General features: G+C 61.5%; 24 protein-coding genes and 1 pseudogene. 11 read left to right on the forward strand and 14 right to left on the reverse strand.

The genetic code is table 11. The annotated features are described in order from the left end of the window. Positions 1-161: 161 nt before the first annotated feature. Positions 162-401: pseudogene (locus K9857_RS16320) on the forward strand (YebG family protein); the annotation flags it as partial. 189 nt (positions 402-590) lie between these two features. On the opposite strand, the gene K9857_RS16325 reads toward K9857_RS16320, so the two are convergent. After that, the gene (locus tag K9857_RS16325) at positions 591-1,610 is read right to left on the reverse strand and encodes a Glu/Leu/Phe/Val dehydrogenase family protein (protein WP_224537445.1); all 1,020 of its coding nucleotides are present in this window, start codon (positions 1,608-1,610) and stop codon (positions 591-593) included. Positions 1,611-1,794: 184 nt separating this feature from the next. Between K9857_RS16325 and K9857_RS16330 the strand changes: the two genes are divergently transcribed. Next, a complete protein-coding gene (locus K9857_RS16330; RefSeq protein ID WP_224537447.1) occupies positions 1,795-2,598 on the forward strand; it encodes a SirB1 family protein in 804 nt (267 codons plus the stop codon). 85 nt (positions 2,599-2,683) lie between these two features. Here K9857_RS16330 and K9857_RS16335 read toward each other — a convergent pair whose 3' ends face one another. From K9857_RS16335 to hmgA, 4 genes are all read right to left on the reverse strand, one after another. Next, positions 2,684-4,063 (reverse strand): MFS transporter, encoded by a 1,380-nt coding sequence (locus tag K9857_RS16335; protein WP_224537448.1) that lies wholly within the window; start codon positions 4,061-4,063, stop codon positions 2,684-2,686. A 144-nt stretch (positions 4,064-4,207) separates the two neighbouring features. Further along, entirely contained in the window at positions 4,208-4,843 is a 636-nt protein-coding gene (gene maiA, locus K9857_RS16340) for a maleylacetoacetate isomerase (RefSeq protein WP_224537450.1), read from the reverse strand. A 12-nt stretch (positions 4,844-4,855) separates the two neighbouring features. Continuing rightward, positions 4,856-6,160 (reverse strand): fumarylacetoacetase, encoded by a 1,305-nt coding sequence (fahA, locus tag K9857_RS16345; RefSeq protein ID WP_175375985.1) that lies wholly within the window; start codon positions 6,158-6,160, stop codon positions 4,856-4,858. 3 nt (positions 6,161-6,163) lie between these two features. Then, positions 6,164-7,468: a homogentisate 1,2-dioxygenase gene (hmgA, locus tag K9857_RS16350; protein WP_224537451.1), complete on the reverse strand. Its 1,305-nt coding sequence runs from the start codon at positions 7,466-7,468 to the stop codon at positions 6,164-6,166. 180 nt (positions 7,469-7,648) lie between these two features. Here hmgA and K9857_RS16355 point away from each other — a divergent pair, with 180 nt between their 5' ends. Further along, complete coding sequence (locus K9857_RS16355) at positions 7,649-8,452, forward strand: IclR family transcriptional regulator (RefSeq protein WP_224537453.1); 804 nt, start codon at positions 7,649-7,651, stop codon at positions 8,450-8,452. Between the two features lie 158 nt (positions 8,453-8,610). Here K9857_RS16355 and K9857_RS16360 read toward each other — a convergent pair whose 3' ends face one another. From K9857_RS16360 to K9857_RS16390, 7 genes are all read right to left on the reverse strand, one after another. Continuing rightward, positions 8,611-11,160 (reverse strand): LuxR C-terminal-related transcriptional regulator, encoded by a 2,550-nt coding sequence (locus tag K9857_RS16360; protein WP_224537455.1) that lies wholly within the window; start codon positions 11,158-11,160, stop codon positions 8,611-8,613. A gap of 140 nt (positions 11,161-11,300) precedes the next feature. Next, complete coding sequence (locus tag K9857_RS16365; RefSeq protein ID WP_224537457.1) at positions 11,301-12,668, reverse strand: DUF1329 domain-containing protein; 1,368 nt, start codon at positions 12,666-12,668, stop codon at positions 11,301-11,303. Positions 12,669-12,692: 24 nt separating this feature from the next. Then, positions 12,693-14,486 (reverse strand): DUF1302 domain-containing protein, encoded by a 1,794-nt coding sequence (locus K9857_RS16370; RefSeq protein WP_224537458.1) that lies wholly within the window; start codon positions 14,484-14,486, stop codon positions 12,693-12,695. A gap of 623 nt (positions 14,487-15,109) precedes the next feature. Beyond that, complete coding sequence (locus K9857_RS16375; RefSeq protein WP_224537460.1) at positions 15,110-16,021, reverse strand: SDR family oxidoreductase; 912 nt, start codon at positions 16,019-16,021, stop codon at positions 15,110-15,112. Between the two features lie 186 nt (positions 16,022-16,207). Beyond that, entirely contained in the window at positions 16,208-17,110 is a 903-nt protein-coding gene (locus K9857_RS16380; protein WP_224537462.1) for an alpha/beta fold hydrolase, read from the reverse strand. Next, positions 17,110-17,892 (reverse strand): class II aldolase/adducin family protein, encoded by a 783-nt coding sequence (locus K9857_RS16385; RefSeq protein WP_224537464.1) that lies wholly within the window; start codon positions 17,890-17,892, stop codon positions 17,110-17,112. Before K9857_RS16385 ends, K9857_RS16380 begins: the two co-directional genes overlap by 1 nt. Before the next feature lie 231 nt (positions 17,893-18,123). Further along, a complete protein-coding gene (locus K9857_RS16390) occupies positions 18,124-18,579 on the reverse strand; it encodes a flavodoxin (protein ID WP_224537465.1) in 456 nt (151 codons plus the stop codon). Between the two features lie 102 nt (positions 18,580-18,681). On the opposite strand from K9857_RS16390, the gene K9857_RS16395 reads away from it, so the two are divergent. Both K9857_RS16395 and K9857_RS16400 read left to right on the forward strand, forming a co-directional pair. Beyond that, positions 18,682-19,158, forward strand: a complete 477-nt coding sequence (locus K9857_RS16395) for a PAS domain-containing protein (RefSeq protein ID WP_224537467.1) — start codon at positions 18,682-18,684, stop codon at positions 19,156-19,158. 54 nt (positions 19,159-19,212) lie between these two features. Further along, complete coding sequence (locus tag K9857_RS16400; protein ID WP_224537469.1) at positions 19,213-19,818, forward strand: hypothetical protein; 606 nt, start codon at positions 19,213-19,215, stop codon at positions 19,816-19,818. Positions 19,819-19,824: 6 nt separating this feature from the next. Here the strand turns inward: K9857_RS16400 and K9857_RS16405 are convergent, their stop codons facing one another. Continuing rightward, the gene (locus K9857_RS16405; RefSeq protein WP_224537471.1) at positions 19,825-20,784 is read right to left on the reverse strand and encodes a MerR family transcriptional regulator; all 960 of its coding nucleotides are present in this window, start codon (positions 20,782-20,784) and stop codon (positions 19,825-19,827) included. Between the two features lie 305 nt (positions 20,785-21,089). On the opposite strand from K9857_RS16405, the gene folM reads away from it, so the two are divergent. From folM to K9857_RS16435, 6 genes are all read left to right on the forward strand, one after another. Beyond that, positions 21,090-21,800: a dihydromonapterin reductase gene (gene folM, locus K9857_RS16410; RefSeq protein ID WP_224537473.1), complete on the forward strand. Its 711-nt coding sequence runs from the start codon at positions 21,090-21,092 to the stop codon at positions 21,798-21,800. Positions 21,801-21,820: 20 nt separating this feature from the next. After that, the gene (gene folE / locus K9857_RS16415) at positions 21,821-22,411 is read left to right on the forward strand and encodes a GTP cyclohydrolase I FolE (RefSeq protein ID WP_224537475.1); all 591 of its coding nucleotides are present in this window, start codon (positions 21,821-21,823) and stop codon (positions 22,409-22,411) included. 2 nt (positions 22,412-22,413) lie between these two features. Continuing rightward, complete coding sequence (folX, locus tag K9857_RS16420) at positions 22,414-22,785, forward strand: dihydroneopterin triphosphate 2'-epimerase (RefSeq protein WP_077045315.1); 372 nt, start codon at positions 22,414-22,416, stop codon at positions 22,783-22,785. 104 nt (positions 22,786-22,889) lie between these two features. Further along, complete coding sequence (locus K9857_RS16425; protein ID WP_180205728.1) at positions 22,890-23,186, forward strand: DUF1244 domain-containing protein; 297 nt, start codon at positions 22,890-22,892, stop codon at positions 23,184-23,186. Further along, a complete protein-coding gene (locus K9857_RS16430; RefSeq protein WP_224537477.1) occupies positions 23,179-23,517 on the forward strand; it encodes a HopJ type III effector protein in 339 nt (112 codons plus the stop codon). Before K9857_RS16425 ends, K9857_RS16430 begins: the two co-directional genes overlap by 8 nt. A gap of 243 nt (positions 23,518-23,760) precedes the next feature. Next, positions 23,761-25,011: an aspartate aminotransferase family protein gene (locus K9857_RS16435; RefSeq protein ID WP_224537478.1), complete on the forward strand. Its 1,251-nt coding sequence runs from the start codon at positions 23,761-23,763 to the stop codon at positions 25,009-25,011. A gap of 203 nt (positions 25,012-25,214) precedes the next feature. Here K9857_RS16435 and trxB read toward each other — a convergent pair whose 3' ends face one another. Next, positions 25,215-26,171, reverse strand: a complete 957-nt coding sequence (trxB, locus tag K9857_RS16440) for a thioredoxin-disulfide reductase (protein ID WP_175375966.1) — start codon at positions 26,169-26,171, stop codon at positions 25,215-25,217. Positions 26,172-26,331: the final 160 nt, after the last annotated feature.

A 26,331-nucleotide genomic window follows, 5' to 3' on the forward strand; every position in this document is an offset into this window, starting at 1 on the left:
CTGACACACCGCTTTCGCGAGCAAGCTTCGCTCCTACAGTGGTTTGTTGGACTACATTAAAAAGCCACTACCCAAACCCCAATGATTCGCTTATTCTTTGCCTGTATATAAATACAGTAGTCGAATCAGACAACCAAATTTGAAGGCATGTGAGGTGGTGAATGGCCGTCGAAGTGGTATACCGCAGCAGCCGAGATCTGGAGCGCTTGTTCATGGATAAAGCCGAAGCTGATCGTCATGACAAAATGCTCGAGCTGGCCGAGTTGCTGGCCGAAGTATTGCAGAAAGCCGTTCCGTCCCTGAACGAACAGCAAGTGGAAGAAGTCGGGATCTACATGGCGAAGAACCGCGATGTGTTTGCCAAGGCGTTCAAGAGCCAGCCGGATGCCCTGTCCGAGTTGCTGACCGCGCCGGTGGAAGCGCCGCAAGCAGTCGAAGCGCCCGTTGAAGAAGTGGCTGAAGAACCGGTTGCTCCGGCCAAGCCAGCCAAGGCCGCGAAAGCCGCCAAATAAATCAAAAGCTCGCAGCCTTCGGCAGCCCCTACACAATCCCAATGTAGGAGCTGCCGAAGGCTGCGAGCTTTTGCCCTTCTAGCGGTACAGAGCCTTTTCCGCCAACTCATCGGCCACTCGCGCCGGCGAGCGCTTTTCCGCCTGTGCGTGCGCGAATACTTCGGTCAGTCGCGAACTGATTTTCGACAGGTGCGCGGTGATGGTTCCCAACTCCTCGCCCCGATGCTTGAGCGACACGTAGATCAAGCCGCCGGCATTGATCACGTAGTCCGGTGCATACAGGATGCCCCGCCGCTCCAGTTGATCGGCGACGTCCAGATGGGTGAGCTGATTGTTCGCCGAACCCGCCACCGCCGAGCAACGCAGTTGCGTCACGCTGTGGCTATTGAGCACCCCGCCCAAGCCACAGGGCGCCAGGATGTCGCACGGCGTACTGAGCAGCGCATCGTTGGCAATCGGATGGGCGCCGAGTTGCTCCATGGCCAATTGCACCTTGCCGTGATCGATGTCGCTGACCAGCAGTTCCGCACCCGCGGCATGCAGCTGTTCGGCCAGCGCATAACCGACGTTGCCCAGGCCTTGAATCGCCACGCGCAGGCCTTCGAGGTTGTCGCTGCCCAATCGCGCCATGGCCGTGGCCCGAATGCCGGTGAACACGCCCATCGCGGCATGGGGTGCAGGATCGCCCGCCGATGTGGTGCTGGTGACGTGCTGGGTCTGTTGGGCGATGCAATCCATGTCCGCCACCGAAGTGCCGCTGTCGATGGCGGTGATGTAGCGCCCGTCGAGCTGATTGATGCAGCGCCCGAAGGCTTCGAACAATGCGCCGCGATTGGCCACATGGGCGGGCCGGATAATCACCGCCACGCCCCCGCCCTGAGCCAGGCCGGCCAATGCGGCCTTGTAACTCATGCCTTTGGCCAGGCGCACCGCATCCTCGATCGCGGACTCGTCGCTTGGATAGGCAAGGTAGCGACACCCTCCCAGGGCAGGGCCCAGGCGACTGTCATGAATGGCAATGACCGCCTTCAACCCGGTGACCGGGTCCACGCTCAGATGCAGCGATTCAAGGCGATTGCTTTGCATGAGAGCGAACATCGTAAAGGCTCCCGAATCCACTTCTTGTAGTCGCCAGTATAGGCTTGCGCGCAAAAATTGCCGGAGCGCACAGGAATAAGCGAAGCGGCCGTTAAGGTATTCGGAAATATCCCTCAAGCCGTCTAACCGGCACTGGACGGATGGCCCAGACGAGGCTAAAACGAGGCATTGCCCGGAGATTTTCATGACCCCGCGCCAATCGTTTTTCACTTGCCTGCAACGCTCACCGCCCGCACTGTTCGAGGCGGCGCTGTGGATTGCTGCCGAACATGACAGCGAAGTGAATCCGCACATGCTGCTGGAAAACTTCAAGACGCTCAGGCAACGGATCAGCGGCAGCTTGCCGATGCTGCCGGTTGGCGAACTGGCGCAACCCTTGTTGCGCTGCATGAATGACCTGGGATTTGCTCAGGACGACTCCACGCCCCTGCGTGCGCAGGCGGCATTGCTCCATCGAGTGCTTGAACGTCGACGCGGGCAACCTTTGGCCCTGGGACTGATTGCGCTGGAACTGGCCAGAGGCCTGGAAATTCCGTTGGTGGGAGTCAACTTCCCCGGTCATTTTCTGTTGCGGGTGCCAGGGGCCGATCATCTGCTCGACCCGTGCGGCGGGCGTCGTCTGTACCCCAACGATTGCCGCGAACTGCTGCATCGCCAATATGGCCCCGAGATGAAACTCAGCGCCGATCACCTGAGCACTGCAGAACCGCTGCAAATGCTCCAGCGCCTGTCGCGCAACCTGCGCCAGCTACACCTGGCCAACGACGATTACATCGGCGCCCTGATCGACGCCGAGCGGGTTCTGGAGCTGGGCAACGGCACCACCGCCGACTATCTGGCCCGGGCGAGCCTTTATCAGCGGCTGGAATGCCCCAACGCTGAGCGCTTCGACCTGGAGCATGCCCTGATGCTGACCGACGATCCGATTCAACGGATTCGTCTGACCGAGCGGCTGGGGCATTTGCCGCCCAATTCCATCGTCCATTGACCGTCCCATTCACCCCAATTCCCTGTGGGAGCGAGCCTGCTCGCGATGGCCGTAAACGATTACGCGGGGCATCAGACAGCCAGCGTTATCGTTGACCACCATCGCGAGCAGGCTCGCTCCCACAGTGGTCGGGTGTGACGGCGGGGGTGGCTTCTGAAGGCGAACGTACCTGGATGATCAACAACGCCGCAATCACCGCCGGTATCGCGCAGAAGAAGAAAATCTGCTGCACCGGCAAATGCATCGCCAGCAGCAGGCTGCCGAACAGCGGGCCGAGGATCGAGCCGAAACGCCCTACCCCCAATGCCCAACCGGTGCCCGTGGCGCGAACCTGCGCCGGGTAAAAATTGCTGACGAAGGCATTGAGGGTCAACTGCCCGCCGATGATGCAGAAGCCGGCGGCGAACACGCAGGCCACCAGATAGCGCGGATTGTCGTGGTTCAAGCCCAGCAGAATGGTGCAGACCGCCGCGCCTGCCAGGATGCAAGACAGCAGACGGACTTTGCTTTTCAGGCGGTCGGCGATCCAGGCCATGCCGATCGCACCGATGGTGCCGGCGAACAGGAACATCGAGGTCACCAGGTTGGCTTCGCTGAGTTTCAGACCACTTTCCAGTAGCAGCGTCGGCAACCAGCTGATCATGAAGTACAGCAGGATCAGGCTGACGAAGAAGGTCGCCCAGATCAGCATGGTCGGCCGTGCATAACCGTTGCGGAACAACTCCACCACAGTCAGCTTGCTGCCCTGCTCTTTCTCGTTCTGTTCGACGGACGCCACAGGCGGCTGCCAGTCCGGCAGCATACGCGCGGTGACTTTGCTCAGGCGAGCATAAGGCGGCGCATCGCGCAGCAGACGCGGCAGGGATTCAGGCAGCAGCCAGAACAGGAATGGAAACAGCAGCAGTGGCGTCACGCCACCGGCGAGGAACACCGCTTCCCAGCCGTAGCTTTCGATGAACCCGGCGGCGACAAAACCACCCGCCGCGCCACCAAAGGAAAACCCGCACGCGGCCAGCGTCACCATCAGCGTGCGCAGGCGCGGTGGCGAGTATTCCGACATCAGCGCCATGGCGCTGGGCATCGCGCCACCCATGCCGATGCCGCAGATGAAACGGGCGGCCATCAGCGTGTCCAGAGAGTTGGCAAACACCATCAGAACGGTCAGGCAGGCGTAGATCAGGACGCAGCAGAGCAAGACTCGGCGTACACCAAAGCGATCCGCCAAGGGCGTCACGGCCAGAGAGCCGAGGGTCAGGCCCAGCAGGTTGGCGCTGAACACCGGGCCGAAGGCGGCTTTTTCCAGGCCCCAATCCTGGGCCAGGGCCGGCACCACGTAGCCGAGCACCTGGGCGTCGTAGCCGTCGGTGACCAGCAGCAAAGCGAGGAGCAGCAAGATCAACCATTGATAACGGGACACGGGACGGGCATCGAGAGCCGCGCGGAAGCTGGCAATCTGGTTGTGCATGGCAGGGTTCCTGTACTTGTTTTAGGCGCACTCTGTAGGAGCGAGCATGCTCGCGATGGACGACAGGACACCGCGGGGTGTCAGGCTGCCAGCGTTATCGTTGACGTCCATCGCGAGCGTGCTCGCTCCTACAGGAAAGCGGCGTTACGGGGTATCGGGCTGGTTCGAGGGGTGCGCCTTGATGAAGGCCGGGTGCGTAGCCGCCAGCGCCGCCACACGGCGAATCCGCGGGTAAGCCTCCAGAGAGATGCTGAAGCGCTCGGCCGCGTACAACTGTGGAATCAAGTACACATCCGCCACGCCGGGCGTATCGCCAAAGCAAAATCCTTCATCGCCAATCAACTGCTCGACGCTGGCCAGCCCCTGGCTGATCCAGTGACCGATCCACTCGGTCACCTGGGTTTCATCGTGTCCCAATTGCCGCAACCGGTTGAGCACGCTGACGTTGTGCAGCGGGTGCACGTCGCAACCGATCAGCGCCGCCACGCCGCGCTCATGGGCGCGGGCGGCGAGGTCCTGGGACAGCAGCGGCACCTGTGGATAACGTTCCTCCAGGTACTCGATGATCGCCGGGGACTGGATCAGCAGTTCGCCTTCATCGGTGCGCAAGGCCGGCACCCGGCCCTGTGGATTGATGCCCAGGTACGCGGGCTGGCGATGTTCGCCACCGGGCGGCGCGATCAGGTTGACCGGCAGCGCCTGGTAATCCAGGCCCTTCAATGCCAGTGCAATGCGCACCCGATAGGACGAGGTGGAACGGTAGTAGGTGTAGAGCTCCATGACCCCTTCCCCTTAGCGCGCCGGCAGCACTTTGCCACGGCACTCGCCGAACCCGATGGAGGCAAAACCTTCACGGCTGCAACGGCCGCGCAGGATGATTTCGTCGCCATCTTCCAGGAACTTGCGCACTTCGCCCGACGCCAGCTCAATTGGCTTTTTACCGCCTTCGGTGATTTCCAGCAGGCTGCCGAACTGACCGCTTTCAGGTCCCGACAAAGTGCCCGAACCGAACAGGTCGCCGGCCTGCAACTGGCAGCCGTTTACGCTGTGGTGCGCGACCATTTGCGCCACGGTCCAGTACATGTGTTTCGAGTTACTCAGGGTCAGGCGATGAGGCGGCAGGTTTTTCTCGCGCATGGCTTCGGTCAGCAGCAGCACCTCCAACTCGATGTCGAAGGCGCCAGCGGCCTGATCGCGCTTGTCGAACAGGTACGGCAACGGCTGCGGATCACCTTCCGGACGCGCAGGCTGGGCGCGACGGAACGGCTCCAGCGCTTCGGCGGTCACGACCCAGGGCGAAATGCTGGTGATGAAGCTCTTGGACAGGAACGGCCCCAGCGGCTGGTATTCCCAGGCCTGTATGTCCCGCGCCGACCAGTCGTTGAGCAGGCAGAAACCGGCGATGTGATCGGCGGCGTCACCGATGGCGATGGCATCGCCCATCTCGTTGCCGCGACCGATCCAGATGCCCAGTTCCAGTTCGTAATCCAGACGCGCGCACGGGCCGAAGGTCGGCTCGCTCTGCCCGGCCGGCAGGGTCTGGCCTTTCGGACGACGCACGTCGGCGCCGGAGGTGCGAATGGTCGAGGCGCGGCCGTGATAGCCGATCGGCACGTACTTGTAGTTCGGCAGCAAAGGGTTGTCCGGGCGGAACAGTTTGCCGACGTTCTGCGCGTGTTCGATGCCGACGTAGAAGTCGGTGTAGTCATTGATCTTCGCCGGCAGGTGCATCTGACAATCCGCCGCCAGCGGCAGCAGTTTGGCGCCCTGGGCTTCGAGCTTGCCGTGCAGGGTGCTGCCTTCGCCGAGCAGTTCCAGCAGGCGTTCGCGCAGGGCGACACGCGCCTCGCGGCCCAGTTCGAAGAAAGCGTTGAGCTGGCCGCCACGGGTGGCTTCGACAGCGGTCTTCGCCGCACCCTCGAACAGGCCGAAATCCAGCGCGGCCTCCAGATCGAAAATACGCTCACCAATGGCCACGCCACTGCGGGGCGCCGAACCTTTCACGCTGAACACGCCCAGCGGCAGGTTTTGCAGCGGGAAATCGGCATGTCCGTTGGCCGAGGCAACCCAGCTGCGAGTGATGGAAGTCTGCGTCATGGGTTATCTCCGGGTCGGGTCGAAAGTGGCTGGCAGCGTGGACCAGCAAGCGTCGTAGTTGGTTTGCAGATGCGGGCAATCGAGGGCGAAACGGCTCGGACGCAGCACCTGGCTGGTCTCGAACATGAAGGCCATGGTGTTGTCGATCTTGGCCGGTTTCAGGTCCGCATTCATCGCCTTGGTGCAGGTCTCGCCATCCGGGCCGTGGGCACTCATGCAGCTGTGCAGCGAAGCGCCGCCGGGGACGAAACCTTCAGCCTTGGCGTCGTACTCGCCCTGGATCAGGCCCATGAATTCGTTCATCAGGTTGCGGTGGAACCACGGCGGACGGAAGGTTTTCTCGGCCACCATCCAGCGTGGCGGGAAGATCACGAAATCGAGGTTGGCCAGGCCGTGCACGCTGGTCGGCGAGGTCAGCACGGTGAAGATCGACGGGTCCGGGTGATCGAAGCTGACCGTGCCGATGGTATTGAAAAGTCGCAGGTCGTATTTGTACGGCACATTGTTTCCGTGCCAGGCGACCACGTTCAGCGGTGAATGATCGAGCTGAGTGCCCCACAACTGGCCGAGGAATTTCTGCACCAGAATAGTTGGCTGCGCGAGATGTTCGTAATGGGCAACCGGGGTCAGAAAGTCCCGCGGGTTGGCCAGGCCGTTGCTGCCGATCGGCCCCAGGTCCGGCAGGCGCAGTGGCGCGCCGTGGTTCTCTGCGATGTAGCCGCGGGCTTGCGGGTCGAGCAGTTCGACACGGAATTTCAGGCCCCGTGGCAGCACGGCGATTTCCAGCGGCTCCACGTCCAGCACGCCCAGCTCGGTGGCGATTCGCAGGCGGCCCAGTTGCGGCACCAGCAGCATTTCGCCGTCGGCATTGAAGAACACCCGCTCCATGGATTGGTTGGCGCGGTACTGGTAGATGCTGATGCCGGCCGGCTTATCCGCACCGGAATTGGCGGCCATGCTCACCAGACCATCAACGAAATCCGTAGGTTCAGCAGGAAAATCGAAGGCGTTCCAGCGCAGGCGATTGGGCGTCACTTCACCCAACGGGCCGCCGGCCAGTTGCCGGTCGAGCTTGATGAAGGCCGGGTGATTGGCCGACGGCTGGATACGGTACATCCAGGTCCGCCGCGCTTCGCTGCGGGCCATGGTGAAGGCGGTGCCGGAAAACAGTTCGGTGTAGAGACCGTACGGGGCTTTTTGCGGGGAGTTCTGGCCGACCGGCAATGCGCCGGGCAACGCTTCGCTGCTGAATTCGTTGCCGAAGCCCGACTGATAAGCCAGCGCTGGCGTCGTGGAATCAAGGTTCATGAAGCCTCCTGAACAGGAAACAGGTCGTGACCTTTTCGCTCTGCAGCAGAGGCCGAGGCACGCCAAAATTGTTTTTATCGTAATCCAATTACGAATAACGTAATTTGAATGCTATCGAGCGTCAAGCTATAAAGACGCCCATTCACCCCGCCCCTCACCCTATTGAACGACGGCGCCACCATGGAAAAGCCCACCAGCGACAGCAACGGTAAACAGAAAGTCCGCTCCGCCGAGGTGGGTACCGACATCCTCAAGGCATTGGCCGAGTTGTCGCCCTCGACGTCACTATCACGCCTGGCCGAACACGTGCAGATGCCGGCCAGCAAGGTTCACCGCTATTTGCAGGCGCTGATCGCCAGCGGTTTTGCCGAGCAGAACACCGCGACCAACCACTACGGGCTGGGTCGTGAAGCCTTGCGCGTGGGACTGGCAGCACTCAACAGTATGGACGTGCTGAAAGTCGCCGCCCTGCCACTGGCCGAGTTGCGCGACGAGCTGAACGAAACCTGCTTCCTGGCGGTATGGGGCAACCAGGGCGCGACCGTGGTTCACATCGAGCCTGCGGTGCGGGCCGTGACGGTGGTGACGCAATTGGGTTCGGTGCTGCCGCTGCTCAGCTCTTCCACCGGCCTGGTGTTCGGCGCCTACCTGCCCAAGCGGGAAACCGTGGACCTGCGCGAGCAGGAACTGCAGGCCCACACCGCCCATCCACTGGCGGACGATCAGGTGTATGCGGCCATCTGCGAGCAGATCCGCGCACGCGGGCTGCATCATGTGCATGGCTTGCTGATGCCGGGGGTGGATGCGTTGTCGGCGCCGGTGTTCAACGCGATGGGCAATGTGGTGGCGGTGTTGACCGTGGTGGGGCCGACTTCACTGTTTCATGCCGACGAAGATGGTCCGGCGGCGCAGCGGTTGCTGGCGGCGGCGCGGGCGGTGAGTTGGCGGATGGGGTTTGAGGTGGGTGGTGGGTCAGTTACCTGAAAATTGAACAAGCACTGAGTGCATTGTGGTGAGGGGATTTATCCCCGTTGGGCTGCGAAGCGGCCCCAAAAAAGATGGGACTGCTGCGCAGTCCAACGGGGATAAATCCCCTCACCACAGTTATGTGTTGGGTTTAATAAATCGGCGATAACCGCATCCTACCCCTGCGCAATCAGCCCCAACTTCTTGGCCGTAGCCACCGCCTGCGTCCTGCGCTCCACCCCCAACTTGCTATGAATCCGCCGCGCATGGGTTTTCACCGTGTGCAACGAGATGAACAACTGCTCGGCGATCTGCTGATTGGAATTGCCCTGGGCGATCAGGCTCAGCACCTCCAGCTCCCGCCCGCTCAACGGATTGTCATCCAGATGCACCACAGGCTCGTCGTCCATGCCCAGACGAGCGAGCAAGGTCGGCTGGCGCAGCCGCAACTCATTTAACGCCTGCTGCAAATGGCAACGCCTCACCAACGCCAGCCCCGCCTGCAAGGCCGAGGTCGCGAGGTCCGTCTCGCCAAGCAGATCGGCCACTTCGCCGATGGCCAGCCGCAACTCGCATTCCAGCGCCAGCATCCCCTGCCGTTGCGCGTGTTCCAGCAAGACCTTGAGCTGCTGCAACGGATGCTTCGCCGTTTGCAGATGGGTTTCGGCGAGGATCAGCAGGTATTCGATCCGCGCAATCAGCTCCACAGTGGCCGGGGGCGCCTGACGGGCATGGGGCCCGCGAAAGTGACGCAGCACCCGGGTCAGCGCCTCCTGGACCAGTTCCGGCCGCCCCTGCTGCAACCAGAAGTGACTGCTGATTTGCAGCAGGACGCTGCGATACACGGTGTCGGGAATCTTGCGCTGTTGCATCAAGCGCTCGGCTTCACGCAAACGATCGAACGCGAGCGCGTAATCCTGTTGATTGGCCGCCACCTGGGCCTGTCCGAGAAAGCCATACAGCGCCCGTTTGTCCTGGCTGTAGAGGCAATCCTGCAGGCCGCTGCGGAAGAATTCGGCGGCCGTTTCATCCTGCCCTTGCCACAACGCCAGACGCCCGCGGCGCAAGGCAATGCGCCCCAGCAGCGGGGTCGGGCGATCGGCCTGGCGGCTCAACAATTGGTGAATATCGGCCAACAGGCTTTCGGCGCGATGGGGCGCGCCGCGATGTTCGAGCAACTGCGCATGGTCGAGTTCGAGCAAGCCTTCGAACAGCAACGATCCTTGAGCCCGCGCCAGACACAGCGCCTCGCGGTTGAGCGCCTGAGCGGCATCCAGCTCGGCATTGAGCATCGCCTGCTGAGTCAGCCCGGACAGGCACAACAGGCGCGCCGGCCAAGCCTCTGTCGCCAGCGCGGCCAATTCCTCGACAAAGTGCTCACGAGCCGCCGCCATGCGTCCCTGCAAATGCAGCAACCAGCCCTGTTGCGCCTGCCAGCGCGCGAGCAGTTGCCGCTGGGACGCCGCCGTCGGTTGTGGCGCGAAGCGCGCCATTTGCTCGATGCACACCGCTGCCTGATCGAAGCGTCCGGCAAACAACAGCGCCGCCGTGGTCAGGCCAACCAGTTGCGGCGAACCGAGGGTCAACTCCTGCCCCTGATGCTCATGCAGATCCAGTAACAGGCGCACGTTCTCGCGGCGGAACAAATGCTCGAAGTTGAAGTGCTGCAACAAGCTCACCGCCGCCTCGAACTCTTCGGCCAGCAGCGCCTGCTCGAAGGCACCCTGCCAGTCCTCCTCGGCGCAGAACCATTGGCAGGCGCGCCGATGCCAGGAACGCCCCACGATTCCCGGCTCATCACGCATGGCCAGCGCCAGCGGCACGAACACCCGCAGCCAGTCGGCGGAGTCTTCCCAGGGCTCGATAAAGCAGCCCATGTCCTGCAACGCCTGCAACCATTTCGCGCCTTCACCGACGCCGAACAGATGCTCGCAGAGGCCGGCATTGAAGCGCGGCAAGTGGGCCAGCACCTGCCAGGCTTCGACCAGTTCCGGCGACAGGGTGCTGAACAATTCGTGTTGCAGATAATCGAGCAAGGTCGCCGAGCGCCCCTGCCGTTCCTGCCCCGCCGCCCACGGACAGCCCTCGAGCAGGGCAATGCGCACACCGGCGCACCAACCGCCGCTGCGCTGGACCACGCGCCTGGACAGACTGGCCGCCTGGGACGGTTCGACATGACCGAGCAACTGCTCGACCTCAGCCTCGGTAAAGGCCAGCGCCGGGCCGTCGCATTCGTACAGCTCATCATCGAGCAACAACCGTGGCCAGTTGCAGGACGGACGCCGACGTGAAGCCAGCCACCAACTCAGCGCCGGGTTGCTGAGGGCCAGCAGGCGATCGAGAAGACGGTCCAGTTCAGGGTGGGAGACGCGACAGTAGTCATCGATGAACAGCCAGGTCGGCGTCTGCAATCGCGCGAGATGTTCCAGCAATGCAGACTCATCCGTCGGCGCCAGCCCGAGCACTTGCGCCAGTCTCTGGAGGAAGTCGCCGACACTCAACGACGCCCCCGCCAACGGCAGCCAATGCACCCGGCAATCAACTGGCGCGCGCAACAGGCATTCGGTGATCAGCGCACTCTTGCCGCTGCCGGCCGGTGCGCAGAGCAACTTCACCCGCGCGGTGGCGGCCAGCAAGGGCTCGACCAGTCGCTCGCGGGACAGGTGGTGGGAAGACAAGCGAGGCAGAAATCCAGGACGGTCCAGACACGTCGTCATGGCAGTCATAGTGGTGCGCCTTTTTATCGTTGTGGCGCCACCCTAGTCCCCTCCGGAGCGCTTGTTGAAGAAGTATTCAGCAGGCTGATTTACAGCCATAAAAAAGGTGACCACGGGGTCACCTTTTTGTGTAAAAGCCTGTAGGACTTTTACCTCACACCTGTACTCCGCAGGGCTGCCGGCGTGTAGTCCCCGGCTTTTGCCGCGATGTTGAATTCGAAGCTGCGTTTCTCTTCGTTCTTCATCCCCAGGGCGATGTAGCGACCGGCGATCAGGTCATACAGCGCTTCGACGGTGTAGGCCGGCACCTGATGATCGTAGTAGAACTGCGCATGCCCCTCGGCCACGCGCCAGAGCTGGCCGCGACCGTCGTAGTGATCGGCCAGCGCCACCTGCCAGGTGTCCTCGTCGAGGTACATGTGACGCTTGGCGTACACGTGCCGCTCGTTGGGCTTGACCGTGGCGACCACTTCCCAGACCCGGTGCAGCTCGTAGCGGGTCAGGTCCTGGTTGATGTGCCCGGCCTTGATCACATCGGTGTATTTGAGGTCAGGCGAATCGAGCTTGTAGCTGTTGTACGGGATGTACATTTCCTTCTTGCCGATCAGCTTCCAGTCATAACGATCCGGCGCGCCGGAAAACATGTCGAAGTTGTCGGTGGTGCGCAGGCCGTCGGACGAGGTACCGACGCCGTCGTAAGCGACTTGCGGCGCTCGCCGCACACGACGTTGACCGGCGTTGTAGATCCAGGCCTTGCGCGGTTCCTGGACCTGATCAAGGGTCTCGTGAACCAGCAGCACGTTGCCCGCAAGACGCGCCGGCGCGGTGACTTCCTGCTTGAAGTAGTTGAGCACGTTGTCATCGCTGCCCGCTTTCAGATCCCCCAGCAGCGACGGCACGGCCACTTCATCCTTGAAGCGGATCACGGTGAAATCGCCATTGGCCTGCGGCGTGGCCTGGGTAATGGTGCGACGCAGGTTGCCGCCGTGGTAACGGGTGATGTGGTTCCAGATCACCTCGACACCGTTCTTCGGAATCGGGAACGCGTAGTAGCGGTTGCCGGTGAAATTGGCCAGGCCGTTGCCGTCGTTGATCGGGGTCACGTTCAATGCGCTGCGCTTGGCCGATTCGTAGATTTCCGGTGGCAAGGCGGCGGTGCGGTGGGTCGGGTACACCGGAATCTTGTAGGTTTCCGGGTAGCGCTTGAACATCGCGATCTGCCCGTCCGAGAGCTTGTCCTTGTACTTGTCGACGGTGGCCGCAGTGATGATGAACAGCGGTTTTTCATTGGCGAACGGGTCGGCCAGAAAGCCCTTGCTGTCCACCGCGCCGGCGTTTTTCGGGATGCCGCCGGTCCACGCCGGAATCGAACCGTCGGCATTGCCGGCCTTCTCTGCGCCCAATGGCGTGAGGCTGGTGCCGAGCTTGTTCGCCTCTTCCGGCGACACCGCAGCCAGGACGTTGACGGCCAGCAAACCGAGGGCCAGGACACCACATTGCAGAATCATCTTGCGCATGGAAATCATCCTTCTAAAGACGGGTCAGAAGTTCACGCCAAAGCTCAACGCCACGAAGTCGCGGTCCTCGAGCGTGTTGTAGTCGCCACCGAAGAAGTCGGTGTAACTGAGGCTTGCGGTGTAGGTGTTGCGGTAGTCCGCATCGACACCCAGGCTCACGGCCTTGGCGCCTTCGTTGAACAGACCGTTGGGGCCGTAACCCGTGACGTCGTGGGACCACGACAGGTTGGGCTTGAAGTTGATCCCGGCGATGACGTTGTTGTAATCGAGGATCGCCCGGGCGCGATAACCCCAGGAAGTCGAGGTCACGAAACCGTCGGTATCGCCGCCGAAACCGTACTGGCCATACACCGAATCGCGGCCGTAACGCAGCTTGCTGCGAGACTCCAGGCCACCGACATGCACCACCGCTGCTTCGCCCACCAGAGTGAGGCGGTCAGCGCCGGCGACCTGATCGATGAAGTGCGTGAGGGTGCTCTGGATCTGCGTGATCTCTTTGCGGCGGTAGCCTTTGTTGTCGGCCCCCGGTGAAGTGGCGATAGGCGAAGCGGCGCCGCCAGCGATGGGGTTGAGCATGGCCAGGGTCAGGTCGTTGGTGTTGACCTGCACCGGTGCGTTGGGGCGATAGCTGATTTCGCCGGTCCACGCCGTGCCGGTGGACAAGGTGGTGGAGAAACTCGCGCCATACAGGCGAATGTCTTCCGGGTATTCGAGATAGTACTGGCCGCGACCGAGCATCACGCTCTGGGCCAGCCCCGCGCCGCTGCCCGGAGCGATGCGGTTGGCGGTGGCGATAATCCCCGGAAGGCTGGCCAGGGTGGACAAGCCCGCGGTGGTGGTGCCGACGTTGGGCGTGCGGCTGTGGTAGTTCATGAAGTACAGGCCGTACTCGGTGTCATCACCCAGCCAGCGCAATGCCGTACCCCACTGCCCCGAATCCCGGGCATCGCGGTCGCCACCGCGGGGAACCACCACGCCTTCGCGGGTGACTTCGAAGCCCTGGCCGAAGGCCGCGGCAATCGGCTGCAACGGCGCAATGGCCGGGCTGGCAACGGTGTAGTTGTTGTCGCAACCGTCGGCCACCACATCGTTGCCAAAGAAGGTGCCGCAGTTGTCGACGACGGTCTGGTCCCATTCCAGCTGATAGAAGCCTTCAACCGTCAACTTGTCGGTCAGGCCCTGGGAGGCGAACAGCATGTTGACCGGAATCAGGCCTTCCTTGATCTCGGCGCCGGGACGCCGGAAGGCGGAAACGTCGATCGGGTTGATGCTGTTGATCGAGTTGCCGATGAAGGTACTTTCACCCCAGCTGACCACCTGCTTGCCCGCACGCACCGTGCCCGGCAGATCGGCGATGGAGTAGTTGTGATAGACGAAGGCATCGAGGATCTGCCCGCCCGAGGACTTGGCGCCTTCCTTGCGGTTTTTGTCGCTGATGGGCTTGAACGGCCGGTCTTCGTCCTTGAGCTCGAAGTCGTACCAGTACTTGCCACGGACAAACACGCCGGTGTCGCCGTATTTCAATTCAAGATCGTGGATGCCCTTGAAGATCTTCGAGAAGGTTTCGCCCTTGCCGAAGTTCTGGCGCCCGTCGTCACCGGTCGAGGCCTGCCCGCTCCCGCCGTTGGGGATCCCCACCAGCGATTGATCCGCATCGCGCATGCCCCAGCTCGCGCCCACCGACAGCGACGAGTCGAACGTGCCCTCGATTTCCCCGATGTTGAAAGAAACAGCCTGCGCCTGGGCACAGCAACCCAAGGCCACCGCAACGGCCAGCGCCTGCGGTTTGAAGATGGCGCGCATTGTTGTTTTTGTCATGCGTCTTCCCCGGTGAGTGACAGAAGGCCTCACCCTACTGCCGCCCGCCGGGTGCGATAAGCGCACCAAGGAGGTATTCGCGATGTACCTCCAAAGGATTACCGGGCCTGTGGCGCGGGGTTTTGCGCAGGGCATGAATGAGTTCGATGGCAAGCCATCACCCGAACGCATGAACCCCACAAATCCCTGTAGCAGCTGCCGCAGGCTGCGTTCGGCTGCGAAGCAGGCGCCGATCAGTCGAGCGGGCTCATCAGGTAAATCGTGCATGCAGGATCTACGACTGCTACGCAGCCGAACGCAGCCTTCGGCAGCTGCTACAGTGAATGCGCGAGGACAGGCTACTGTTGTCCGCCCTGTAATAGTGCATGTCAGGAATCGCTGTTTTTCCACCGGCAGCAAAGCCTTACCCTGACTGCGTTTTCACAAGACGTGAAAGCCCCGACAGCGACAGGCAATCCGCCCTCGCCGCCGGCAACAGATTTCAGGTGATTTGAAGTTTTCGGCTCACCGCCCCGTGTACACCGACGTTGATTTGTAGCTCCTGGATCCAACGTCTTGCTTGGCCGCTGCCTTTGCAGCGGCCTTTTTTATGGGCGGGATTTTTTGGCGAACGCCAGGTAGGGTTACAGCGCGTACTTCTGCAGATTCCCCATCATTTCCTTCAGCGCTTCGATGTTGTCCTTCGGATGCGCCGCTCCCTCGAAATCGCAGATCTGCTGGAAATGCTCGGCCACGTCTTCCGGCGAGAAACCGGCCCGTGGGTCGAATCCGACGCCGAGGCTGCGTTCCCAGCGGACTTTGCCCATCCAGCCGCCGCCGACTTCGAACAGGCCCGAGGTGTCCTGGCAGTTTTCGCTGGCCAGGTACACCACCAGTGGGCTGACCAGTTCCGGTTTGAGTTGCTCGAACACTTGCGGCGGGATCAGGCCTTCGGTCATGCGGGTGCCGCCGGTTGGGGCGATGGCGTTGACCAGAATGTTGTTCTTGCGCCCTTCCAGAGCCAGGGTGCGGGTCAGGCCGTAGAGGCCGAGCTTGGCCATGCCGTAGTTGGACTGGCCGAAGTTGCCGTAGATGCCCGAAGTGGAGGCGGTGAAGATCACCCGCCCGTAGTTTTGCTCGCGCATGTGCGGCCAGGCGGCGCGGGTGACCTTGTAGGCGCCTTCGACGTGGACGCGGTAAACCAGCTCCCAGTCGGCGTCTTCCATCTTGTGGAAGGTCTTGTCACGCAGGATGCCGGCGTTGTTGACCACCACGTCGACACGGCCGAAAGCGTCCATGGCGTGTTGAACCAGTTTGTCGCCGTCTGTGACCGAATCGTGGTTGGCCACCGCCGTGCCGCCGGCGTCGCGGATTTCCGCCACCACACGGTCGGCCGCCGAAGCGTTGGCGCCTTCGCCCTGGGTCGAACCTCCCAGATCATTGACCAGAACCTTGGCACCCTGTTTGGCGAACAGCAGTGCGTGCGCCCGTCCCAGGCCACCACCTGCACCGGTGATGATCACGACTTTATCTTCGAAGCGTACAGATTGACTCATGGGGGGACTCCAGCAGGCCTTGGGACGATGGGTCCGAGTGTCAGGCACGGCGCTGCGGGTCACAATGAACACGAGGGAGGCTGAATAGTGCACGATAAGGCTGGGGGATGATGAATTCTGATGGCGTTTACAAGATCACAGCCTTCGGCAGCCTCCACATAAGCGCTACCGAATGCTGCAATCTTTTCAGGAACACGCAACCTTGAGCGGCGGCAATGCCAGCCGGTCGCGAAACTCCAGGTAGTGCTTGAGCACCTGGCACGGCGCTTCGATCTGCGGGTAATGGCCGATGTCGTTCAGCAATACCGTATCCGGTTCGGCAATCAGCTCCCGATAGCGCGCAACCATGTGCGCGCCGGAGATCGGGTCGACCTCGCCATCGATCACTCGCAGCGGCACCTCGCCGCGCTGCATCGCGCTGACCCAACGATCGCGCTGCACGCGTCGCTCGGGAATGTAGGCGATCAGTTTGTGCATGACCCGCGGCCCGCGGTTGGTCTCGATCAGGCTCCAGAAGTCATCGATCACACTTTCGCTGGGACCGGTTTTCGGCCCAAAGATATGCCGGAAACTCTTCACCAGACCATCGCGACTGAACGCGCGGCCGATCATCCAGCCCAATGGGCTGAGCAGCAGTTTCTGCATCAGCACCGGGCGATGAGTTTCCGGGAACAGGCCGCCATTGAGGAACACGCAACTGGCGATATTGATACGCGATTCGTAATGCCGCGCCAGCAGTTCCTGGGCCACGCTGTCGCCATAATCGTGGGCCAGCAGGTGCACAGACTCCGCGACATTCATGTGTGCCAGCAGCGCCTGCTGCAGGTCGGCTTGTTCGAGAAGGCTGTATTCGTGGTTCACGGGTTTGGCCGAATCGCCAAAGCCGAGCATGTCGCAGGCAATCACGCGATAGCGCTGGGTGAGCGGTTGCCACAGGTAATGCCAGTCCCAACTGGCGCTGGGGAAGCCATGAATGAGCAGCAGCGGCTCACCCTGCCCCGCCGTCCAGTAACGGATGGTCTGGCCACGGAAAGTGAAGGTCCGGCTGCGCTTTCGCCAGGCCGACAGGGGAATTTCGGCGAGTGCCATTAGAGTTTGTACCCCGGGTCCAGTTTATCGAGTTTGCGCAGCAGCGCCGGCCAGGCCAACGCGCCGCCCATGCCTTGGGCACTTTTGGTAACGCCGGCGATCATCGCCTTGGCTCCCGCCAGGATCTGCGGTTCGATGGCAATCAGCTCCGTACCACCGGTCTGCGCCATGACCTGAATGTCACAGGCTCGCTGGAAGGTGAACATCATCAGGAAAGTGTCAGCGATGCTGCTGCCGCAGGTCAGCAGGCCGTGGTTATGCAGCATCAGGAAATTGTTTTCGCCGAGGTCGGCTTGCAGCCGCGCCTTTTCCTCGTGATCGAGCGCCACGCCTTCGTAAGCGTGATACGCCAGGCTCGACAGCACGAACAGCGACTGCTGGCTGATCGGCAACACGCCCTGTTTCTGCGCCGACACCGCAACACCGGAGGCGGTGTGAGTGTGCAGCACGCAAACCACGTCGTGTCGGACTTCATGCACCGCGCTATGGATGGTGTACCCGGCCGGATTGATCTCGTAGGGACTGTCCATCAGCTTGTGGCCCGCCTGATCGACCTTGACCAGGCTGGAAGCGGTAATTTCGTGGAACATCATCCCGAACGGATTGATCAGGAAGTCCTCGGTGCCGGGTACCTTGGCGGAGATGTGGGTGAAAATCAGATCATCCCAGCCATGCTGGGCCACCAGACGGTAACAGGCGGCGAGGTCCACGCGGGCTTGCCATTCGGCGGGGCTGACCAGGTCTTTGACGCTCTGAGGCGATTGAACGGGGGCTACGTTCACGGCAGGGGAACCTCTATTTTTATTATGGAGTGTTTCCAATGACTACCGAGTCTAGTCAGCCCTCCCCGTTCACGGAGTTGCATTGGCAGCCAGCTTGATGGCCGAACGAGTCAGCGGCCAAAACAGTTTGGATCCATGTCAAAGGGCTGTCGCCAGAGAAGTTACGGGGCGCGCTTGGAGCCGCCCCGTCAGAAGCATGACGAACGCCGTTGCAGCGTCCGTATCAGTCGTTCAGCCCTTGAGCGCGCCGACCAGCTCCGTAAGCCAAGGCTCGGCGTCCGCCTCCGGGTTGACGCTTTCGCTGGCGTCCAGGCGCAACATCGGCAGCACTTCACGAATGCCCAACTCACCGAACAGCTCGCGCATCAACTCGCCACCGCCGCAGAAGGTATCGCCGTAACTGGCATCGCCCAGGGCGATCACCGCGCCCGGCAAGCCACGCCATGCCGCCGGCAACTGGTCGCGAATGGCGAAATACAGCGGCTGCACGTTATCCGGCAATTCACCCATGCCGGTGGTGGAAGTCACGGCCAGAAAAGCCTCGGGGCCGAATGCCTGAAGATCGGCGAGGCTGGCACGAGGGCTGTAAGAGGTTTCGAAACCGGCGGTTTTCAAAATGCTGGCGGCGTGACGAGCGACTTCTTCGGCCGTGCCGTATACCGAGCCGGAAATGATGGCGACTTTCATCAATCTGATCCTGGAGCTGAGTCAAAGACCCGGATATTAACAGCAGGGTCCCGATTGTTCTTTTAGAATGCCTCGAATCACCCACAAGGAAGGTTTTCACCGATGATCAACGCCAAGCTGCTGCAACTGGCCATCAACGCCTCCAACGATGGAATCGTGATTGCCGAAAAGGAAGGCGACCAGGACAAGATTCTGATTTACGTCAATCCGGCATTCGAGCGCATGACCGGTTACACCAGCGAAGAAATCCTTTACCAGGATTGCCGCTTCCTGCAATCGGGCGATCGCGACCAGGACGCCTTGCCAAAAATTCGCGACGCGTTGAACAGCGGCGGCTCGTGCCGGGAAATCCTGCGCAACTACAAGAAAGATGGCACGCCGTTCTGGAATGAACTGTCCATTTCGACAGTGAAAAACCCGAACGATGGCCAGGTTTACTTCATCGGCGTGCAGAAAGATGTGACGGTGCAGGTCAAGGCACAGCAGCGGGTGGCGCAGCTTGAAGCGCAGTTGGCACAGGTTCAGGCCGAACTTGCCGCGTTCAAGGCGACGAACGGCGCAAACATTTCACAGAATTAGTTGTCACTAACTACAATCACCAATGACTTTGTAATTATATATTTCGAGCTAGCCATGCACCGCGACGCGCTCCTGACCCAGGATGAACTGGATTTTATCCAGACCATGCAGCACAACCCGGCACTCAACGTTCGGGATGCGACGTCGAGCCTGCTCGTCAATGGCGGTTCGCAGATCCGTGACTTGCTCACGCGCCTTGCTGCTCATGAGCAGGTCACCATTCAAGCCAACTTCGAAAACCAGCAAATGACCTTTCCCCTGCATCTGGTGGAAGACGAGTTTCATGCGCTGCATCTGCGTCTTGGCGTGCCCAGCATCTATGAAGACGGGCCGCTGGTCCGGCCATGGCGCCTGGTGCTCGACGAACCGGTAGCCCTGGAAAACTCCAAGGGACAGCCGGGTTCGATGTGGGTGCACGAAGTGTCGTTCAAGGGTGTTCTGCTGGAAATGCGCAACAAGACCAAGGCGCCGAAACATTTCGCGTTGTGGTTCAGCCCTTCGGGCTACGAGCGGATCGCCTTGCGCGGCACCCTCGAGAAGGAAACCGAACAGGGTTTCTATGCCTATCAGCTTAGCCAGCACGACACGGATGAAACCGAGCGTCTGCGCCAGTACATCCTGCAACAGCACCGGTTGACCCATCCGGCGCTGCACCTCTAACCGGCTTCAAGTATCCAGGTTGCCCGCCAGGAACTGTTTCAGTCTCTGACGCATCACCGCGCCCTCATTCCCCAGGCAACCGATCGACGATCCCGCCAGACTCTGCTCAGCCAGATCCGACGCATCGCCCGCCAGCAACACCGGACAATCCACACTCATCGCCAGCCGATTCAGCCGCCGTGGCAATTCGGGGCTGGGCACATGATTGGAAAACAGCACCAGCGCCTGAGGCTTGATTCGTTCGCAGACCAGGATCAATTCGTCGAGCGGCTGGCCGATGGTCAATACGCGCACGCCGGTTTGCCCACAACTCAGGAACAGGGCGGCAATCAGCAACTCAAGCTCGCGGCACTGGCCTGCCAGGGCACTGACGACGACACGCCGCGGTTTGGTGTCCCGAACCAGTAGCAAGCGCTGCAAAACTCTGGAGCGCAGAAAACTGTCGAGAAACAGCCACTCGCTGGTTCGACCGAACGAGTCCTGGCGCTGCAGCAGTTGTTTCCAGAGCGGGATCAGGATGTCCTGGAACACGACCGATTGGGTGTAACTGGAAAAGATCTGCGAGTAGACCTGGTCCAGTTGTACATCGTCGAACGCACTGACCGCCGCCTGAATCTGCGACTGCCATTGTGCGTAATCGGCCTGGACCAGTTTTTCGGGAATGATGTGCGACAGCGCCTGAAGCGGCGACGCCTTGGCGAGGATTCGGCCGATCTTGCTGACGGCCACGCCGCGCTCGATCCAGTCGAGGATGCTGCGCACGCGCTCGATATCGGCCATGGAGTACAGGCGATGCCCACTTTCGGTACGCGTGGGGACGATCAGACCATAGCGCCGCTCCCAGGCGCGCAGGGTGACCGGGTTCACGCCTGTCAGGCGCGACACCTCACGAATCGGGAAGAGCTCTTCCCGCTCGAACGAAAGGAGATTCGATTCACCTGGGGCAATGTCAGTCAGGACAGGCATTTGGCGATCTACATCCGTGTGTGATTTGGAGACTATTGTAACGCCCACTTCTCACCCACTTTCAAGGCCTGGTTTGTTCTGATGGCAATTGAGTGTCGCAGACACAGCGCATGAAGGTCGCTACGGACACCCCCTGCAGGAGCGAGCTTGCTCGCGATGGACGTCAACGATGACGCGGGAAACCGGATGCCCCGCAGTGTCCTTGCGCTCATCGCGAGCAAGCTCGCTCCTACAGAATCAGAGGCCGTAGGTGAACGCGACGAAGCGCTGGTATAGTTTTGCTCTTACCGCGACGCGAGCCGTTCATGACTTCTTCCGCAGCTCCCATCCTCATCACCGGTGCCGGCCAGCGCGTTGGCCTGCACTGTGCGCAGCGTTTGCTCGAAGACGGCCATCGCGTGATCTTCAGCTACCGCAGCGAGCGCCCCGGCGTGCAGACGCTGCGTGATCTGGGGGCGACGGCGATGTTCGCCGACTTCTCCACCGAAGCCGGAATACTCGATTTCATCCGCGAACTGAACGCCCATACCGACAGCCTGCGGGCCATCGTGCACAACGCGTCCGAATGGCTGGCCGAGACCCCGGACACCGACGCGCAGGCGTTCACCCGCATGTTCAACGTGCACATGCTGGCGCCTTACCTGATCAACCTGCATTGCGCCGACCTCCTCGAACGCTCGACCCCGGCGGACATCGTGCATATCAGCGATGACGTGACACGCAAGGGCAGCAGCAAGCATATTGGTTACTGCGCCAGCAAAGCCGGACTTGAAAGCCTGACCCTGTCCTTTGCCGCAAAATACGCGCCGGGCATCAAGGTCAACGGCATTGCCCCGGCGCTGCTACTGTTCAACCCTGATGACGACGCGGCCTACCGCGCCAAGGCGCTGGCCAAATCCGCGCTGGGCATCGAGCCCGGCAGCGAGGTGATCTACCAGGGCCTGCGCTATTTGCTCGATAACCCCTATGTCACCGGCACGACCCTGACCGTCAATGGCGGAAGGCACATCAAATAAGTGTCCCGCGAGGATTTACCATGACGTTATCCCTGCCTCAGAACGACCAGCCCCAGAACGATTTGGCCGAAAGCTACCGCGAAATCCTCATCGGCCTGGGTGAAAACCCCGACCGCGAAGGCCTGCTCGACACCCCGATGCGCGCTGCCAAGGCGATGCAGTACCTCTGCCACGGCTACGATCAAAGTGTCGAAGAAATCGTCAACGGCGCGCTGTTCGCCTCCGACAACGACGAGATGGTGATCGTCGACAACATCGAGCTGTATTCGCTCTGCGAACACCACATGCTGCCCTTCATCGGCAAGGCGCACGTGGCTTATATTCCAACGGGCAAGGTGCTGGGTCTGTCGAAGATCGCGCGGCTGGTGGACATGTTCGCCCGACGCCTGCAGATCCAGGAAAACCTCACCCGGCAAATCGCCGACGCGGTGCAGCAGGTGACGGGCGCGGCCGGTGTCGCGGTGGTCATCGAAGCCAGGCACATGTGCATGATGATGCGCGGCGTCGAGAAACAGAATTCGACCATGAACACCTCGGTGATGCTCGGCGCCTTCCGCGAGTCGAGCAACACCCGCCAGGAGTTCCTGCAATTGATTGGACGGAGCAAGTAGTAATGCCACAACTTCAACCAGGCATGGCGCGCATCCGGGTCAAGGACCTGTGCCTGCGCACCTACATCGGCATCAACGAAGATGAAATCCTCAACAAGCAGGATGTGTTGATCAACCTGACCATCCTCTACGCGGCCCAGGAAGCGGTGCGTGACAACGATATCGATCACGCGCTGAACTACCGGACCATCACCAAGGCGATCATCGCCCACGTCGAAGGCAATCGCTTTGCCCTGCTCGAACGCCTGACCCAGGAAATCCTCGATCTGGTCATGGCCAACGAATCGGTGCTGTACGCCGAAGTCGAAGTGGACAAGCCCCATGCGCTGCGCTTTGCCGAATCGGTGTCGATTACCTTAGCGGCAAGCCGCTAGCTGCGAGCTACAAGCTTCAAGCCGCAAGCTGTAGACTGGCGTGCACCTCCATCCACTCTTGCAGCTTCAAGCTTGCCGCTTGCAGCTGTCTGAAAGAGACCCCCATGACCGATCAAGAACGCCTCGAACTCGAAGCCGCCGCCTTTCGCCGGCTGGTGGCCCATCTGGACAGCCGCAAGGATGTGCAGAACATCGACCTGATGAACCTCTCCGGTTTCTGCCGCAACTGCCTGTCCAAGTGGTACAAGGCGGCCGCCGATGAACGCCAGATCGAGGTCAGCCTCGATGACGCCCGCGAAGTGGTTTACGGCATGCCGTACGCCGAGTGGAAAGCCCAATACCAGCAAGAAGCCAGCGCCGAACAACAGGCGGCGTTCGCCAAAGGAAAACCCAATGAGTGATTTGAACACCCTGCGCGTCAGCCTCAAGAGCGGCGAACACGTTTTCGCCGACACACTGGCGTTCATTGCCGCCGGCTACGATTACCAGCCTCAGGCGTTCAACAACGGCGGCGTGGAGAACGCAGCCGGGCAGAACGAAGGTTCGTGCAAGACCCTGGGCCTGGCGCTTCTGGAAGGCCTGAGCGATGAAGAAGCTCTGCTGGCGTTCGGCGAGCATTACCGTTCGGTGGTGGCGACGCCTGAAGGCAGCGATCACGGCAACATCCGTGCGCTGATCGCCCACGGCCTGGCCGGGGTGAAGTTCGTACAGCAGCCGTTGACCCGTCGCTAACAACCCCCTCCCCCCCTGTAGGAGCGAGCACGCTCGCGATGAACGCCTGAACACCGCGGGGTGTCAGGCTGCCAGCGTTATCGTTGACGACCATCGCGAGCATGCTCGCTCCTACAGGGGTTCTGTGGGGTAATCACACATCCCGACTTTTAAGATTGACCCGTCCACTTTATTTCGTTTGCCCGCCACCGCTGCTCACGGCTTAGATAAAAAGAAGTCCTCCTTCTTCCGAGCCGGCCCTTCATGCACAGCGAAACCATCAGTCAGTCGATCAACATCGTTCACCCCGTCACCCTCAGCCACGGCAGGAACGCCGAGGTGTGGGACACCGACGGCAAGCGCTACATCGACTTCGTCGGTGGCATCGGCGTGCTGAACCTCGGCCATTGCCACCCGCGCATCGTCGGCGCCATTCGCGAGCAGGCCACGCGCCTGACCCATTACGCCTTCAACGCCGCACCCCATACGCCGTACCTGGAATTCATGGATCGCCTGGCGGCGTTCATTCCGGTCGAGTACCCGGTCAGCGGCATGCTCACCAACAGCGGCGCCGAGGCGGCGGAGAACGCGCTGAAGATCGTCCGTGGCGCCACCGGCCGTACGGCAGTCATCGCGTTCGATGGCGGGTTCCACGGGCGCACCCTGGCCACCCTCAACCTCAACGGCAAGGTCGCCCCCTACAAGCAGAAAATCGGCGTGCTGCCGGGCCCGGTGTATCACCTGCCCTTCCCCAGCCAGGACAACGACGTCACCTGCGCCGAGGCGCTGAAGGCCATGGAGCGCCTGTTCAGCGTCGAACTCGATGTCGAGGACGTGGCGTGCTTTATCGTCGAACCGGTGCAGGGCGAGGCGGGTTTCCTGGCGATGGATATCGAATTCGCCCAGGCGTTGCGCAAGTTCTGCGACGAGAAGCGCATCCTGCTGATCGCTGATGAGATCCAGTCCGGCTTCGGGCGCACCGGCCAACGCTTCGCCTTCTCGCGCCTGAGCATCGAACCGGACCTGATCCTGCTCGGCAAAAGCATCGGCGGTGGTTTGCCGCTGGGAGCGGTGGTCGGGCGCAAGTCGCTGCTGGACAAGCTGCCCAAGGGCGGGCTGGGCGGCACCTACTCCGGCAACCCCATCGCCTGCGCCGCCGCGCTGGCGACCCTGGATGAAATGACCGATGCCCATTTGCAGGCCTGGGGTGCGCAGCAGGAAGAGGCGATTGTCAGTCGCTACCAATCCTGGCGAGAGCGCAAGCTGTCGCCGTTCCTCGGGCGCATGACGGGTGTGGGTGCGATGCGCGGGATTGAGTTGGCAAATGCAGACGGGACACCGGCGCCAGCGCAGTTGACGCAGTTGCTGGCGTTGGCGCGGGAGGCGGGTTTGTTGCTGATGCCGAGCGGGAAGTCGCGGCATATTGTTCGGTTGCTGGCGCCGTTGACCACAGAGGCTGCGGTGTTGGAGGAAGGGTTGGACATTTTTGAAGCGTGTTTGCAGAAACTGACCTGAGCACAAACTTCTGTACGACCATCTTCTGTGGCGAGGGGGCTTGCCCCCGTTGGGTTGCGAAGCGACCCCCAAAAATGGGACTGCTGCGCAGTCCAACGGGGGCAAGCCCCCTCGCCACAAAAAGCAGATCCAGCAGAACGACTCGTCTCCGAAGGCACAAAAAAACCGGCCGAAGCCGGTTTTTTCATTTCAACGCCGCAGAATCAAGCGTTCTGCAAACCGTCCAGGTAACGCTCGGCATCCAGTGCCGCCATGCAACCGGCGCCGGCCGAGGTGATGGCCTGGCGGTAGACGTGGTCGGCTACGTCGCCGGCGGCGAAGATGCCTTCCAGATTGGTGGCGGTGGCGTTGCCGTCACGGCCGCCGTGCACGACCAGGTAGCCGTCTTTCAGCGTCAGCTGGCCTTCGAACAGCGAAGTGTTCGGGGTGTGGCCGATGGCGATGAACACGCCGTCGACTTTCACTTCGTCGAAGCTGCCGTCGTTGTTCTTCAGGCGAGCACCGGTCACGCCCATGTTGTCGCCCAGGACTTCGTCCAGGTTCGAGTTCAGCTTCAGGATGATCTTGCCTTCAGCCACGCGAGCGTTGAGCTTGTCGATCAGGATCTTCTCGGCGCGGAAGGTATCGCGACGGTGGATCAGGGTCACGGTGCTGGCGATGTTGGCCAGGTACAGGGCTTCTTCAACCGCGGTGTTGCCGCCACCAACAACAGCCACTGGCTTGTTGCGGTAGAAGAAACCGTCGCAGGTCGCGCAGGCCGAAACGCCCTTGCCCATGAACGCTTCTTCGGACGGCAGGCCCAGGTAACGAGCGCTGGCGCCGGTGGCGATGATCAGGGCATCGCAGGTATAGGTCGCGCTGTCGCCGGTCAGGGTGTAAGGCTTGGCAGCGAAGTCCACGGCGTTGATGTGATCGAAAACGATCTCGGTCTCAAAGCGCTCGGCATGCTCGCGCATACGCTCCATCAGCGCCGGGCCGGTCAGGCCGTGGACGTCGCCCGGCCAGTTGTCGACTTCGGTGGTGGTGGTCAGTTGACCCCCGGCCTGCATGCCGGTGATCAAAAGTGGCTTGAGGTTGGCGCGGGCGGCATAGACCGCAGCGCTGTAACCGGCAGGGCCGGAACCAAGAATAATCACTCGCGAATGACGGACTTCAGACATGACCTGCTCCTGTTGACCGGCCCGGAACATCTGGCGCGGTACGCCGGTTTGCCGGCGAGAATAAAAAAGGACCGTTGAAAGCACTTGGGGAAGGCTTGGTTACACAGCCCCGTAAAAAGACAGCCCTGCAAAAGAATGGCTGCAGCGTATCGAGGGGGCG

Source organism: Pseudomonas sp. REP124 (genome assembly GCF_020164475.1).
GTDB lineage: Bacteria > Pseudomonadota > Gammaproteobacteria > Pseudomonadales > Pseudomonadaceae > Aquipseudomonas.

Coding starts and splice junctions, on each gene's coding strand:
- K9857_RS16325 (WP_224537445.1), bottom strand. CDS start 1,610: ATGTTCGCTCTCATGCAAAGCAATCGCCTTGAATCGCTGCATCTGAGC.
- K9857_RS16330 (WP_224537447.1), top strand. CDS start 1,795: ATGACCCCGCGCCAATCGTTTTTCACTTGCCTGCAACGCTCACCGCCC.
- K9857_RS16335 (WP_224537448.1), bottom strand. CDS start 4,063: ATGCACAACCAGATTGCCAGCTTCCGCGCGGCTCTCGATGCCCGTCCC.
- maiA (WP_224537450.1), bottom strand. CDS start 4,843: ATGGAGCTCTACACCTACTACCGTTCCACCTCGTCCTATCGGGTGCGC.
- fahA (WP_175375985.1), bottom strand. CDS start 6,160: ATGACGCAGACTTCCATCACTCGCAGCTGGGTTGCCTCGGCCAACGGA.
- hmgA (WP_224537451.1), bottom strand. CDS start 7,468: ATGAACCTTGATTCCACGACGCCAGCGCTGGCTTATCAGTCGGGCTTC.
- K9857_RS16355 (WP_224537453.1), top strand. CDS start 7,649: ATGGAAAAGCCCACCAGCGACAGCAACGGTAAACAGAAAGTCCGCTCC.
- K9857_RS16360 (WP_224537455.1), bottom strand. CDS start 11,160: ATGACTGCCATGACGACGTGTCTGGACCGTCCTGGATTTCTGCCTCGC.
- K9857_RS16365 (WP_224537457.1), bottom strand. CDS start 12,668: ATGCGCAAGATGATTCTGCAATGTGGTGTCCTGGCCCTCGGTTTGCTG.
- K9857_RS16370 (WP_224537458.1), bottom strand. CDS start 14,486: ATGACAAAAACAACAATGCGCGCCATCTTCAAACCGCAGGCGCTGGCC.
- K9857_RS16375 (WP_224537460.1), bottom strand. CDS start 16,021: ATGAGTCAATCTGTACGCTTCGAAGATAAAGTCGTGATCATCACCGGT.
- K9857_RS16380 (WP_224537462.1), bottom strand. CDS start 17,110: ATGGCACTCGCCGAAATTCCCCTGTCGGCCTGGCGAAAGCGCAGCCGG.
- K9857_RS16390 (WP_224537465.1), bottom strand. CDS start 18,579: ATGAAAGTCGCCATCATTTCCGGCTCGGTATACGGCACGGCCGAAGAA.
- K9857_RS16395 (WP_224537467.1), top strand. CDS start 18,682: ATGATCAACGCCAAGCTGCTGCAACTGGCCATCAACGCCTCCAACGAT.
- K9857_RS16400 (WP_224537469.1), top strand. CDS start 19,213: ATGCACCGCGACGCGCTCCTGACCCAGGATGAACTGGATTTTATCCAG.
- K9857_RS16405 (WP_224537471.1), bottom strand. CDS start 20,784: ATGCCTGTCCTGACTGACATTGCCCCAGGTGAATCGAATCTCCTTTCG.
- folM (WP_224537473.1), top strand. CDS start 21,090: ATGACTTCTTCCGCAGCTCCCATCCTCATCACCGGTGCCGGCCAGCGC.
- folE (WP_224537475.1), top strand. CDS start 21,821: ATGACGTTATCCCTGCCTCAGAACGACCAGCCCCAGAACGATTTGGCC.
- folX (WP_077045315.1), top strand. CDS start 22,414: ATGCCACAACTTCAACCAGGCATGGCGCGCATCCGGGTCAAGGACCTG.
- K9857_RS16425 (WP_180205728.1), top strand. CDS start 22,890: ATGACCGATCAAGAACGCCTCGAACTCGAAGCCGCCGCCTTTCGCCGG.
- K9857_RS16430 (WP_224537477.1), top strand. CDS start 23,179: ATGAGTGATTTGAACACCCTGCGCGTCAGCCTCAAGAGCGGCGAACAC.
- K9857_RS16435 (WP_224537478.1), top strand. CDS start 23,761: ATGCACAGCGAAACCATCAGTCAGTCGATCAACATCGTTCACCCCGTC.
- trxB (WP_175375966.1), bottom strand. CDS start 26,171: ATGTCTGAAGTCCGTCATTCGCGAGTGATTATTCTTGGTTCCGGCCCT.